At 42.0% G+C, this 13,511-nt stretch carries 9 protein-coding genes; 6 read left to right on the top strand and 3 right to left on the bottom strand.

Features of this window, described 5'->3' with window-relative positions; all coding sequences use genetic code 11:
- Nucleotides 1-68: 68 nt before the first annotated feature.
- Entirely contained in the window at nucleotides 69-1,262 is a 1,194-nt protein-coding gene (locus KDW99_RS17395) for a sugar transporter (protein ID WP_255826497.1), read from the top strand.
- Between the two features lie 13 nt (nucleotides 1,263-1,275).
- Here the strand turns inward: KDW99_RS17395 and KDW99_RS17390 are convergent, their stop codons facing one another.
- Nucleotides 1,276-2,949, bottom strand: coding sequence for a GGDEF domain-containing protein (locus KDW99_RS17390; RefSeq protein WP_255826495.1), 1,674 nt, complete (start codon nucleotides 2,947-2,949; stop codon nucleotides 1,276-1,278).
- Nucleotides 2,946-4,451, bottom strand: a complete 1,506-nt coding sequence (locus tag KDW99_RS17385; protein WP_255826493.1) for a bifunctional metallophosphatase/5'-nucleotidase — start codon at nucleotides 4,449-4,451, stop codon at nucleotides 2,946-2,948. The genes KDW99_RS17390 and KDW99_RS17385 overlap by 4 nt, the downstream gene beginning before the upstream one ends.
- A gap of 340 nt (nucleotides 4,452-4,791) precedes the next feature.
- Here KDW99_RS17385 and KDW99_RS17380 point away from each other — a divergent pair, with 340 nt between their 5' ends.
- Together KDW99_RS17380 and KDW99_RS17375 are read left to right on the top strand one after the other, a co-directional pair.
- Nucleotides 4,792-6,090, top strand: coding sequence for a GGDEF domain-containing protein (locus KDW99_RS17380; protein ID WP_255826491.1), 1,299 nt, complete (start codon nucleotides 4,792-4,794; stop codon nucleotides 6,088-6,090).
- Nucleotides 6,091-6,224: 134 nt separating this feature from the next.
- Complete coding sequence (locus tag KDW99_RS17375; RefSeq protein ID WP_255826489.1) at nucleotides 6,225-7,583, top strand: GGDEF domain-containing protein; 1,359 nt, start codon at nucleotides 6,225-6,227, stop codon at nucleotides 7,581-7,583.
- Here KDW99_RS17375 and KDW99_RS17370 read toward each other — a convergent pair.
- Nucleotides 7,580-8,701, bottom strand: coding sequence for a DNA alkylation repair protein (locus KDW99_RS17370; protein WP_255826487.1), 1,122 nt, complete (start codon nucleotides 8,699-8,701; stop codon nucleotides 7,580-7,582). The two genes, KDW99_RS17375 and KDW99_RS17370, sit on opposite strands and share 4 nt — an antisense overlap.
- Before the next feature lie 299 nt (nucleotides 8,702-9,000).
- On the opposite strand from KDW99_RS17370, the gene KDW99_RS17365 reads away from it, so the two are divergent.
- The 3 genes from KDW99_RS17365 (at nucleotide 9,001) to KDW99_RS17355 (ending at nucleotide 13,501) form a co-directional block, all read left to right on the top strand.
- Nucleotides 9,001-10,248 (top strand): malonyl-CoA decarboxylase, encoded by a 1,248-nt coding sequence (locus KDW99_RS17365; protein WP_255826486.1) that lies wholly within the window; start codon nucleotides 9,001-9,003, stop codon nucleotides 10,246-10,248.
- A gap of 2 nt (nucleotides 10,249-10,250) precedes the next feature.
- Nucleotides 10,251-11,765, top strand: coding sequence for a malonate--CoA ligase (locus KDW99_RS17360; protein WP_255826484.1), 1,515 nt, complete (start codon nucleotides 10,251-10,253; stop codon nucleotides 11,763-11,765).
- Nucleotides 11,766-12,013: 248 nt separating this feature from the next.
- Nucleotides 12,014-13,501 carry an amidase gene (locus KDW99_RS17355; RefSeq protein WP_255826482.1) on the top strand — a complete coding sequence of 496 codons (1,488 nt, stop codon included), beginning with the start codon at nucleotides 12,014-12,016 and terminating at the stop codon, nucleotides 13,499-13,501.
- Nucleotides 13,502-13,511 lie beyond the last annotated feature (10 nt).

The raw sequence follows: 13,511 nt of genomic DNA, 5'->3' as shown, positions 1-13,511 counted from the left end.
TATTCCGTTATGCTTAAAAAAGTGGAAAATAGTCGCCTTTCTATTCGCTCATATTCCTGCAGGACACCATGATATCAACCTCTTCTAATGAGGATACGGCTTCTCGTCGTGTTCAATACTTGCGCGTTTTTGTGCTGGGTTTCAGTGCTTTTATTTTTAATACCACAGAGTTTGTGCCAGTTGGATTGTTGACGGATATCGCTGAGAGTTTTTCTGTTTCGCCTGCTCATGTTGGTTGGATGTTGACTGTGTATGCATGGATTGTGGCGCTGATGTCGCTGCCAATGATGCTGATGACACGTAAATTAGAGCGCAAGACGTTATTGTTAGGATTGTTCGGCTTATTTATTGCGAGTCATATTTTGTCGGTCGTCGCGTGGAGTTTTACGACTTTATTGATAAGTCGTATCGGAATTGCGTTTGCTCATGCGGTGTTTTGGTCGATTACTGCTTCTATTGCGATTCGTGTCGCGCCGCAAGGAAAACATACCTTTGCATTGAGTGTACTGGCAACAGGTACTGGCTTGGCCATGGTGCTTGGTGTGCCTGCGGGCCGTATTATTGGCCAACTTTTGGGGTGGCGAACCACTTTTGCGGTGATTGCGGTCATCGCATTAATCATCATGCTGGCCATGTATCGTTTATTACCTAATCTACCTAGTTTGTTTTCGGGGTCGCTGAGTAAGGTGCCAGAGGTGCTTCGTAATAAAGTATTGCTAGGCATGTATTTGTTTATCTTCATGATATTTTCTGCCCATTACACGGCTTACAGTTACATTGAGCCCTTCTTAAAAGAGGTCGGCTCAGCCAGTGGTCAATTCACTACGTTACTGTTGCTGCTATTTGGTATGGCTGGGATTGTCGGCAGTATACTGTTTAGCTACTTTGGTGAAAAAGCCAATACTTTGATGTTGGTTTGCAGTGTAGTTATTGCATCCTTGTGTATGGGGGCTTTGTATTTTGTGTCACCAAGTCCCTCTTTACTCATTACCAGTGTTCTTCTTTGGGGCGCGTCTCTGATGATTATTGGCTTGAGTATGCAAATACGAGTGTTGAAAGTAGATGATACGGCAGCGGATATTATTATGTCGTTGTATTCGGGCATTATTAATTTAGGAATTGGTGCGGGAGCACTGGTGGGCGGGCAGGTTATTCAGCTTGTTGGTTTAGAAAGTGTTGGCTTTACTGGCTCTATTCTAGGTATTTTTGCTTTGGTGATCATTTTGATACTGCTGAAGCGCATAGGAAAAGCCACAGCCTAAACGTTACGGATAATTATGTTATGTCATTGAAGTGAGTCGCTCTGTTACGGCCGTGATGTTTAGAATGATACAATGCCGTGTCTGCTTTTTTCATCAATGTGTCTGTGTCAGTGGTTTCTCCTTGATGTATCGTCACTATGCCTATGCTGATAGTGACGACGCTAAAAGCTTGGCTGTCAGCATGTTCTATATTGGCAAGGTTTAAAGCCTGTTGCATTTTTTGTGCGACTTGCTTGGCGTCAGCTGCGTTTTTACCCGATAAAATGACAACAAACTCTTCTCCGCCATAACGTGCGATCAAATCCGTTTTTTTATCAATTGTACTGTCTAATATCGCTGCTATTTTTTGTAATGCCTCATCGCCGCTAATATGACCATAATAGTCGTTGTATTGCTTAAAGAAGTCGACATCAATCAATAAAACTGACAAGTCATATGGGCCATTTTTTTGAATTGCGAGCTGCTCGAATAGATGTAGGTCAAAGGCCCTCCTATTAGCTATGTTAGTTAGGCTGTCGGTGAGTGACAATGCTTCTAAGCGTTGTTTTTGCATATCGATTGTTTGTGAAAATCCATCGAATGCTTGAAACAACTCATCGATCTCATCCATGTACAATGTATTATCATTTGAGTCTTCTGTCATACGATGGATTTTTCGAGTCAATTTTTTCAAACGCTTAATCGCATTAGAGTAAAAAGCCAATGTGGCTATCACCATTCCTGCCAATAAAAGAAATCCGCTAATAAACCAAGTTTTTTGATTATGCATTCCTTGGTCAAGTTCAGCCGCCTTGACTTGTAAGTTTTTATGTTCATTAAGAGAAAGTTGATTGGTTATGTTGCTGTAATCACTGATCATATTGCGAATAAAATGCTCGCGGCCGCGTGCTCGCCCCATGACGCGCAAGTAATTGGCTCGCAGCTCTGTTAGGTTTTCTGGGTCAGACAGGATATCTCTTAGGTTTGCGTTTATTGATTGGATTGTTACTTTATTTTTTTCCGATAGATTTGTCTCTACACTATCTAAAACGTTAAGGTGACGTTCAAGGTTGCGATGTATTTCTTGTAAATCACCGAGTCTTTCGGTTGTGGTTATGTGATAAGCGAGCGATATCACTTCTAGGAAGGCAACTTTCCATTGTATCAGTTGGTTGCGATCTTTTTCTTCTGATTTATCTTGTTTAATCTTAATGTATTCTGCGTGTTTTTTTAGATCCCATAAGGAACTTAAATCGATATTTATTTGATTGGCTAGATCAAGCTTCTGGTCAATCAGTTGATTGAGGCTTATGGTTTCCTCTCGAATGGATTTGAGTAGTAATATTTCTGTTTGATTTTTATACCCAATATCCTTAGTGGATTCATCAATCTTTTTTTGAACTTCTAGCTCAGCAATTCTTCTTTCCGCTGGCGATCTTGCGGAGGTCAGCGATTCAAGCGCTAATAACAACTCACTGGATTTTAATACGCCTCGTGTCGAACTGTTCATGGCAGGTATAGTCGTCAGGGTCAAATCATTAAGGACTAGCTGAGTTTGCTCTAAACGAGTTTGTAATACGAAGCCTACAGAAATGAAAAGCAGCAGGACGACGAGCATTAATATACTTAGCTGCTTACCTAGGCTTAGTCGACGACCTTGTTTCGCATTCGGTATCGGAAAAAATGTCGTTCGGTCTGGTTTATTCATAAGTCCATTGATACATCTTTTAAGCGCCCATCTACTTTAGGTTCTATGGTTTCTTGTTGTTGAATTTCAACGGTCATAATGTCTGATAGGGTTAAGTTTGAGATTTGTGAGTAGGTTAATATTTTGTTGTTCTTGAACATGTTAAAGCCATCGCCGCCCTTTAATAAATAATCAAGAATCGCTACCCTGTAAGTTTGTGTGGGATTAAGTGGTTTATCGTTTAGAGTGACAGACAATAATCTCTGTCCAACTGGCAGTGTTGAGTCATATGTTACCTTAATGCCAGCCACCTGTAGAAATTGTCCACTGTGTTGTTCCAATCCATTCAGTCCGTGTTCCAGCGCCTCGTTGATTTGTTGTCCATTCGCTTCAATGAGCTTAACTTTGTTTCGGTAGGGTAATATTAAACGAATGTCTTTGACGGTTATTTGCTCTCCTTCTTTGATGAGTTTGTTTCCACGGAATGTTCCGCTATTAATCAAGACGATTTGAGCCTCGGTAAAGTACTTAAAAGTATCCGCGACGAAATTTGCAAAGTTATTTTCAGATGTACGCAGTGTTTTTCTATCTAGATCAATGAGTATATTGGTCGTGCCCACTACTTCATTCAATAAGGAGTTGAGCCGACTGTCGTATTGTACTTCTTGCTGTAAAACCTGTGGTTTTGAAGGCAAGTTCGTAATGTTTACTATGGTGCTTTTTACGGTGAGGCTATCGCTTGGACTATCCTCTTGCCAAGTGAGCTGAATGACAGCCGCGTCGGTTTCTTCTGTAATCTGTATATTATTGTGGTGTTTTGGCTTTCTCTCACGGACATTTAAATCTAAGTTTTGATCTTTAAAGAGCGCAAAATCAATCACGCCTTCGGCCAGAAGCTGGTCAATAAGAGGGGTGTAGGTGGAGTAATGCATAACGATCAAGTCGACATTTTGCTCTCTGATTTTTTTAACGGTCTCTCTGATAACGCTTTCAGGTTCAGCGACTTCGAGCCTTTTCGTTGGGTATTTTTCTAGAATGATGGGGTCTAGGATAGACATAAAACCCAGTTTCACTTGGCCTTGTTGAAGTATGGTGTAGGCCTTAATACCTTCAGGAGCTTGCTGACTACCAGGTTCGAATAGATTGCTTGATACAATAGGGAAGGCTGCTTCGTACGTACGGAGAATGAGCTCATCTTCTTCATAGGTCAACTCACGTTTTGAAACGCCCATGACATTAGGAGCTAAACTGTTAAGCATATCAATAATATGGGCACCTCGATCCATAGACGAAATCATGCTTGGTCCTAGACTATCGCCACCGAAAATAAAAAATGTACTGGGGTTTTGTGCTCGATATTGGTCAATAAGGCTAGCCAGTTGCGCATAGCTACCTTTTAAGGGGGCGTTTATTCTTGGCATTTCAGCATCATAGATAATGGTTGCCTGCTTTTCAGCAAGAGCACCTTTTGGTACCAATACACTAAGAGTGAGAAAGAAGGTTAAGGTTAATCGGTAGAGCATTGGTTGTATATCCTTGGAACATTGTCCATTTTACGGCTAATTCTACTCGCCTATAATCATTTATAGCTAGTTTACCCCGTTCTGACCAATACTTTTACTGTATGGGGTTGTTAGCTTTTTTTAACCCTCCGTATAAAACTTATATATGTCCTTTCATCGCATTAAAAATGTAATTTTATGTTAAAGTGCGTATCTTAATGTTTCTTTTACAGGGCGGAATATTTGCCACATAAAGCTAACTCATATTCATCACATTTACTAAGACCTCTTTTATGTTTAGTTGGTTAAATGTCTCAATGACCCGAAAAATAACGAGCCTATCTTTTGTGCTTTTGTGCTTTTGTCTTTTCTTTTTGTAGTGATTCTTTATTCGGCTTATCAAACACAGAAAATCTACAAAGAAATGCAAGAAGTTGCTGAGATAGATATTCCGCTTTCTCAGATCATTGCTGATGTAGAAATTTTACAGCTCAAACAGCATTTACTAATGGAAACCATCCGCCAGCAAGGTGAAGCTTTTTTTACTAATGAAGTGCTGCAAGCTAAGAGCATGAAAGGTTTCGATGAATTTAGTCATAAATTGTCTGCACAGCTCGACAAAGCAATGAGCATTCTTCATGTGGGCATGAAGTTTGGCAGTGTGCGAATTAATGTGGCTGATCATCAGGCCTTAATCCAGCATATTAAAACACTGCAGGTCCATAGAATAAGTGTGGAAAACGCATTTTCGCTATTTTTAAAGCAAGCCAAGGAAGGCTTAGGTCACCCCTGGGATGAACTGGAAAAGCAATATTACCTACTGGATAAAGAGGCCGATGATTTGCTCGTTAATATTGATCAAATCACCATCAAAGTGGCGGCGACTGTTGAACAGCATGAACAGCATTTTATGATTGTGAATGCCATTCTCGGCTTTTTGGCGTTTACAATCGGTGGCTATTTGACGATTTACACCATCTTATCCTTTCGTCGTAAAGTTGGCTCTTTGCGAGGACACATCGATTCTCTCCATCGCTCAATTTCGGCTGATGAAAATGAGCGAGTTGTATTCAATAAGGGCTTTGATGAGCTAGATGAGCTGGAAAAAGATTTAAAAATCTTAATGACGCGTTTGTGTCTAGAAAAAGAAAACCGCGATGAAGTAGAAACCCAGCTGCTTGAGCTGGCAACACGAGACAAGCTGACTGGCGTATTTAATCGCCATAAATGGGATGAACATATTAAGGATGAATTAGCATTGGCGAACCGTGGTCATTATTTTAGTTTGATCTTGTTGGATGTAGACAATTTTAAAAAGATTAACGATAGTCACGGTCACGATGTAGGCGACAGTGTTTTAAAGCTATTAGTTAACTGTCTAAGAAGACGACTTCGTGAAACAGATATCTTGTTCAGAGTGGGTGGAGAAGAGTTTGCTATTTTGCTGAGAGATACACATCTTGCTGATGCCACTAAATTAGCTGAAATGTTGCGCAAAAACGTTGAGTCTTTACATGAAAACAAGGTGCCTGCTTTTACCGTTAGTTTGGGAGTGACTGAGTATCAAGACTCTGATGATCAAGATGGCATCGTAAAACGTGCAGATGTCTTGTTATACGAAGCCAAAGAGGCTGGACGAAATCAAACCAAAGCTGGCTAAATACTGGATTTTTGAGCCCTATATCCTCATTTTTAGGGCTTTTAATTATGCTAGTATGTAATTCTACTAAGAGAGCCTCTATTCCCTTTCGCTCTTTTTAACTTTATTTTTTTAACGTTGATCAAGAACCCTTTATGTTTAATTGGTTAAATGCCTCTATGACACGAAAAGTTAGCAGCTTATCGTTTATTCTTTTGTCATTTCTGTTTGTGGTGATTCTTTATTCAGCCTATCAAACGCAGAAAATTTATTCCGAAATGCATGAGGTTGCCGAGATTGATATTCCGCTGACTGAGCTTATTGCTGAAGTAGAAATGTTGCAGCTTAAGCAGCATATTTTAGTCGAAACGATACGCCAGCAAGGTCTAGCATTTTTTGACAATGAGTCGAATAAGGTAAAAAGTCTGAAAGGCTTTAACGACTTTAGCGAGCAACTTTCTGCTGGGCTTGATAAGGCCGTCAGCATACTTCATAGCGGCATGCAGTATGGTAGTGTTCGGATTAAGCGAAGTGACCATCAAACTTTAATAGAAAAAGTGAATGCATTACATAGCCACCGATTGAGCTTTGAAAATTTGTTCTTCCACTTCGTAGAGCAAGGGCGTGACCATTTTAAAAGCACATGGGCGGCATTGGAAAAGCAAGATACTCTTTTAGATACTCAAACGGATCATTTTCTTGCTGATATTGACCAGCTCACCATTAAAGTTGCCGCCACGGTTGAAAAACAAGAACGCGACTTCATGATCATTAATGCTCTATTAGGTGTTTCAGCCTTTGCTATTGGTGGATATTTAACGCTCCATACAATTTTGTCTTTTCGCCGAAAAGTAGGTTCATTACGCGGACAAATAGAAATACTGCATCGCTCTATTTCTTCTGATAAAAGTAACGAAACAACACGCTATAAAGGTTCTGATGAACTGGATGAGTTAGAAAAAGACTTAACGCTTTTAATGGGGCGATTTTCCATGGAAAAAGAAAGTCGTGATGAAGTAGAAACGCAATTAATAGAACTGGCGACCCGTGACAAACTGACCGGCGCTTATAACCGACACAAATGGGATGAACAAATCAAAGATGAGTTGGCGCTTGCCAATCGCGGCCACCATTTTAGTTTGATTCTGTTAGACGTCGATCACTTTAAAAAGATCAACGATACCTATGGTCATGATATTGGCGATAACGTACTTAAATTACTGGTTAACGTATTGCGAAAACGCTTAAGAGAAACCGACGTCTTGTTTCGAGTGGGTGGTGAAGAGTTTGCCGTGTTAGTAAGAGATACCAACCTAGAAGATGCTGGCATGTTGGCAGAGCAGCTTCGTAAGAAGGTCGAGGCACTTAATGAAGGCGACATGCCGCCATTCACCATTAGCTTGGGCGTGACCGATTATCAAGATTTTGATGATCAAAATAGCATTGTAAAACGTGCCGATATTTTACTTTACGAAGCTAAAGGAGCGGGGCGAAATTGCGTGATGGCAGGTTAGCCAGTCGATAAAAAGAAGCTCTTCTTCGCAACCGATTGGCCATTGATAATAATTTCCACCTCATGGAGACCATCATAATACACACGAGTCGTGATGTTTTTGAAAGGGTGTTTTTTACTAACAGATAGGTTTTTATTGGCCTGCAAAGTGGTTTTTTTCCACTTAAATACTTTAGGCGTGGTTTTGCCTGTCTTTTTTTGGTGATGAATAACGTAATCAATCATTAAGGATTGATCCTCTTCGCTGGCGGACTCAAGCTGCAATGAAAATTCTAGATGACTGTTCAATCTTACCTGTTCGTCATGTATTTCCAGTTTTATATGGCCGAGCTTTGGTTGAGTATAGCCAAAAACGATAAGTGCCTTAGGGTTGCCTTGTTTTAACAAGGTACGACAAGCATGACGTATCAGCTTCTGACGGTTTATATCCGCGCCTTGCATCCATACACTTGCAATATCGGCCACACGGTCTGGGTGATCCTTAGCGATGTCATTGAGGTTATTTGCCACCGAGCGTCGCACGTATTCTTCTGGGTCGTCTTTCAGTTCTTCAAGTAATTCAATTATTGGTGTTGGGTTTTCAATAAAGCGCGGTAACTGCATAGCCCAAGGTAAGCGAGGGCGAGTGCCTTCTGAGATAAGGCGTCGCACGTGTTTATTGCCATCTTGAAGCCAGCCTCTGAGTGTCGAGAGGGTTTCTTCCTGTGATGCCAATAAGAAAAAGCGAATGCTAAATTCAGCTGTGAAGCGACGTGTCATTGCATTCAGCAAGAGCATGGAACGTTCGTGATGAGCAAGACCATGAATGCCCACATAATCACCCATTGGCATTACTGCCCAGCCAGAAATACCATCACTTTCGACCGCTTTACCTTCTTCGAATTCTGGCGCTAAAGAGTCGAGTAAAATTTGACCCGCGTGTTCGAAATCTTTTGGCAAAAATTGGCTCATGGCGTCGGTAATTTGTTGTGAGCGTGCTTTTAGTTCTAGGGTCTCAAGCTGATGGCACGCAGTAGCAATAAACCCCTTTTTATCGAATGCTTCCCAATGGAGCTGAAAGTGTTCTGCCATCTTTTTAATTACACTGTTATTAAAGAGATTTTTAAAAGGCTCTGTCATGTGTTGAACTTCCTTACTAGTGGGTTATAGCGTCATTTTATCGGTGTGTTATGTCAGTTCTTGTCAGTATACGAAGTCGTTGGTTTGCCTGACTATTATTTCGGTGAATCATGTAGATATGCGTTTCTTCAACATGAAGTGAAGAGTTTTTTTGCTTTGCTTAAATGCCAAGGATATTATTTCAAAACTCTTCTTTGTAGGTGTCTTCATAAAGATTAGTGTGATTAATCTTCACTTCCCAGCAGCGGCGGTGAATTTTATAAGAATGGAATCGCATAAAAACAACGAGAGCTAATGATATGAATTTTTTTACAGAGCTGTTTTCTTCTGTTTTTGATCGTCGTTATCGCAAGGCGCGGTCCAACGAAGAAGATAATCGAACAGTAAAAGCCATGTGTCAGGATTTGCTCACTCGTCATGGTGAAGTTTCTGGTGGCGCGTTAGCGAGAAACATCCTCGATCGATATGATCACATGTCCAGTGATGAAAAACGTGAATTATTCGAGTTTATGACTCACGATTTAGAAGTCGTCTCTGATGATGTGATTGCTGCTTTGGCAGAATATCAAAAGCAGCCAAGCAAACAGACTTATAAGGCCTTTGCTTCTGCATCCGAGCCAAGACGACAGGAGCTTATTCGTCGTTTTAATCAAGTACCGGGGGCGACGCCTAAATTAGTAAAAATGCGCGAAGACCTATTAAAGGCCACCAAAGAAGATGCTTCATTGGGCATTTTAGACGTAGATTTTAATCATCTATTTACCTCTTGGTTTAATCGTGGCTTTTTGGTTTTACGTCCCATTAATTGGGATAGTCCCGCCAGTATTCTGGAAAAAATCATCGCCTATGAAGCTGTGCACGCCATTGATAGTTGGGATGATTTACGCCAACGTTTAAAACCCTCAGACCGTCGTTGTTACGGTTTTTTTCATCCTACTATGGCGGATGAACCATTAATTTTTGTCGAGGTTGCATTAACCAAAGGCACAGCAAACTCTATCCAATCTTTATTGACTACCGATCGCGACGTCATTGAAGCGGATGAGGCTGACACGGCGGTTTTTTATTCTATTTCCAACTGTCAGCCAGGGTTGGCAGGAATATCGTTTGGTAATTTCCTCATCAAGCAAGTCGCAGCGAATCTTGCTAAAGATTTGGAAAACCTAGAAACCTTTGTGACCCTGTCGCCAATACCCGGTTTAGCTAAGTGGGTTAATAGTTCTGGTGTGGGGACGTTAGGGCAGGGCAAAGACCAAGCTTTAGCAGCACATTATTTGCTAAATGCGAAGCATTCGGACGGCAAACCCTTGGATCCAGTGACGCGTTTCCATCTCGGTAACGGTGCGATGATTCAGGCTGTCCATGCGGATGCAGACATATCGCCGAATGGCTTGAAACAGTCAAACGGAGCCATGGTGAATTATTTATACGACCTAGATAAAGTATCAAAAAATCACGAAAAATTTGTCACTGAACAGAAAGTAGTAGCATCGGATGCGGTACATGCGATGAGTGCTTCAATCGCAACTAGAAAAAAAGGAGAGTAACAATGACAAACCCACTTTACGATCGCTTATTTGGTAAGCATAAAGGCAAAGCATCGGTTTTTTTACAACAGCCTGATGGCTCGACCATGACTCATAATGAGTTTCTTGAATTGGCCTCGCAATACGCCCATACATTGGTTCAGTTAGGTTTACAGCCTGATGATTGTCTCGCTGTGCAAATTGCTAAATCTCCTCAAGCCTTGGCAGTGTATGCCGCCTGCGCGCAAGCTGGCGTGGTTTTTTTGCCTTTAAATACCGCTTATACCGCGGATGAAGTGTCTTATTTTGTCGAAGACAGTTGTGCGAAAGTATTACTTTGTGACGAGAAACACGCGGTATCATTGCAACCAGTGGCTGCCGCTTGTGACGCGACATTGAAAACGCTAAACGAAGACGGTTCCGGTGAGTTTTCTGTATTAGCGCAATCTATGCCGACAGAGTTTGATACTGTGCCTCGTGAAGAAGATGATTTGGCTTCTTTCCTTTACACCTCTGGTACGACAGGTCGTTCAAAAGGGGCGATGCTGACACAGGGTAACTTGTTGTCCAACTCTCAGGCGCTTGCCAAAGAGTGGCGCTTTACTGAACAAGATGTGTTGCTTCACGCACTGCCTATTTTTCATACCCATGGTTTGTTTGTTGCAACCAACGTCTCATTGACGGCGGGCAGTAAAATCATCTTCTTGCCGAAATTTGACCTCGATATCATGTTGGATTTGATGCCTCAGGCGACAGTTATGATGGGGGTTCCAACCTTTTACACGCGTTTATTAAGTGATCCTCGTTTTACTAAGCAACTTGCTCAACCTATGCGTTTATTTATCTCAGGCAGTGCACCTTTATTGGCTGATACTCATATTGAGTTTGAAGAACGAACAGGGCATCGTATTTTGGAACGTTATGGTATGACGGAAACCAATATGAATACCTCTAATCCCTATGATGGAGAGCGTCGTGCCGGCACTGTTGGTCTTCCTTTACCGGGAACCGAGGTGAAAATTACTGATATGGATACGGGGGAAACGCTACCTCAAGGTGAAATTGGGCTGATCGAGGTTCGTGGACCTAACGTCTTCAAAGGCTACTGGCAAATGCCCGAAAAAACCGCTGAAGAGCTGCGAGAAAATGGTTTCTTTATTACTGGTGATCTAGGGCTTATTGATGAAGATGGCTATGTTCATATCGTTGGACGCAATAAAGATCTCATTATCTCTGGCGGCTACAATATTTATCCTAAAGAGTTGGAACTGTTGCTAGACGAAGAAGAAGGAGTGTTAGAAAGTGCTGTGATAGGCGTGCCACATACAGACTTTGGTGAAACGGTTGTGGCTGTTTTAATAGCAAAACCTGGTGTGGCATTAGATGTAGATTCAATAGAAAAAAATATTGCTCAATCTTTGGCGCGCTTTAAGCAACCAAAGGAGTTCGTTGTCATTGATGAGTTGCCAAGAAACACTATGGGCAAAGTTCAGAAAAATCTATTGCGAGACCAGTTCAAACATCTGTTCGCCGCATAAAGAAAACTCTTCAAGGTGGCACTATGTGCCACCTTTTCAACTGAGTGTGTATTTAATGCATCACATCCCTAATAATCTTTTCTAAAGTCAAAATCAAACTCAGTATACTGTCCGATTTTCTTTTAATGCCTAAGCTTTGCCTAAAATGCATGGATACCTTCGAATTATTCCGCTTTTTCGATGCCTTTTTGCGGCTTAACATCGTTCCATTCTAATGACAATGTGAAGAACTCACTAAGAAGGTATGGATGGAAGCATGTGATCTAAACGCAGCTGAAGCGCGCCGTTTGATGGCGCAAAAGTCATTGTCTGTTATGGAGTTGGCGCAAAGTTGTATTGCACGAATGAATGCGGTGAATCATGCGGTGAATGCCATTGTTGCTTGTGATCCAGAAGATTTGATGACTCAAGCAAAGCAAGCTCAAAAAGCCATTGATAAAGGCGAGCCGCTGGGTGCGTTACATGGTTTGCCTCTGAGCGTAAAAGACATGGTTGACCTTAAGGGGTTCCCAACAACATTCGGTAGCACAATTTACAAAGATAATATGGCTACATCCGATGACCCAATGGTCGCGCAGTTACGCCAAGCTGGTGCCTTGCCATTAGGCAAAGCCAATAATCCAGAATGGAGTGCGGGCGGTAATACACGCAATGCGGTTTATGGTGCAACGGCGAACCCATTTGATGTGACGCGCTCGGCAGCTGGTTCGTCTGGCGGCTCGGCGGTGGCTTTGGCTTGTGGCATGACGCCATTAGCAACCGGATCGGATACTGGTGGTAGCTTGCGTAATCCTGCGGCCTTTTGTGGCGTGGTTGGCTTTCGTCCGTCACCGGGCTTGGTGCCGGGACACAGTCGGCCAATTGGCTTAATTCCTATATCAACCAATGGACCAATGGCGCGTTCTGTCGAAGATGTTGGTTTGATGTTATCGCAGATGATTCGCCCTGATCGTCGAGACCCTTGGGTTTCTATAGTGGAAGGCGTTGGGCAGCATAACGCCGATGCTTATCGTCATTTGCCAGACTTTGATTTGAGCAGCGCGAAAGTGGCGTTTACCAACGACTTTGGTTTTGCCATGACGGAAAAACTGATTAGAGAATCCTTCCAAGAAAAAATCGACAAGTTTGGTGCTGTATTCGCCCAATGTGACAACGCCCATCCTAGCTGTGAGAATGCCGATCATATTTTCGCCATTCTAAGAGCACTTAATTTTTCGGGACATCATCGTGATTTGTCCCACAAATATCCAGGTCAAATGGGGCCAAATATTCTGATGAATATTGAAGAAGGCGAGTCATACAGCGCATTAGATGTGGTGAGTGCACTAAACAAACAAACCGTCATGTATCGAGAGTGGCAGATGTTTTTCGAAGAATATGACTTTATTCTTGCGCCAACCACCACCATTAGTCCGCGAGATTGGCATGAGCTTTATCCAGAGCAGATTGATGGCAAGCCGACACAAAGCTATTATCACTGGCTTTCTATGGCTTATGCATCGACCTTAACGGGTCATCCGTCTGTGACTTTGCCTGTTGGGCGAGACAAAAACAACATGCCGTTTGGTTTACAGATTATTGGCCGACGCGGTGATGATTTATCTACCTTGGCGTTTGCTAAAGCGTTAGAGGCCTTGTTAGAAAAAACGCCCGATCTAGCGCGCCCAAGAGTCGATATTGCTATGTTGTCTGGTTTGCCTGCATTGAAAAATACAGACGGTTTTATGGGATTCTAATTTATCGAAA

Origin of the sequence: Marinomonas rhizomae (genome assembly GCF_024397855.1) — a bacterium.
GTDB classification, from domain to species: domain Bacteria; phylum Pseudomonadota; class Gammaproteobacteria; order Pseudomonadales; family Marinomonadaceae; genus Marinomonas; species Marinomonas rhizomae_A.
The sequence above is the reverse complement of the archived record's forward strand: the minus strand, read 5'-3'. Positions and strand labels throughout refer to the sequence as shown.

What these genes read in the sequence shown, in the direction of transcription:
- KDW99_RS17395 (WP_255826497.1), top strand. Translation starts at nt 69, where the DNA reads ATGATATCAACCTCTTCTAATGAGGATACGGCTTCTCGTCGTGTTCAA.
- KDW99_RS17385 (WP_255826493.1), bottom strand. Translation starts at nt 4,451, where the DNA reads ATGCTCTACCGATTAACCTTAACCTTCTTTCTCACTCTTAGTGTATTG.
- KDW99_RS17370 (WP_255826487.1), bottom strand. Translation starts at nt 8,701, where the DNA reads ATGACAGAGCCTTTTAAAAATCTCTTTAATAACAGTGTAATTAAAAAG.
- KDW99_RS17355 (WP_255826482.1), top strand. Translation starts at nt 12,014, where the DNA reads ATGGAAGCATGTGATCTAAACGCAGCTGAAGCGCGCCGTTTGATGGCG.
- KDW99_RS17365 (WP_255826486.1), top strand. Translation starts at nt 9,001, where the DNA reads ATGAATTTTTTTACAGAGCTGTTTTCTTCTGTTTTTGATCGTCGTTAT.
- KDW99_RS17360 (WP_255826484.1), top strand. Translation starts at nt 10,251, where the DNA reads ATGACAAACCCACTTTACGATCGCTTATTTGGTAAGCATAAAGGCAAA.
- KDW99_RS17390 (WP_255826495.1), bottom strand. Translation starts at nt 2,949, where the DNA reads ATGAATAAACCAGACCGAACGACATTTTTTCCGATACCGAATGCGAAA.
- KDW99_RS17375 (WP_255826489.1), top strand. Translation starts at nt 6,225, where the DNA reads ATGTTTAATTGGTTAAATGCCTCTATGACACGAAAAGTTAGCAGCTTA.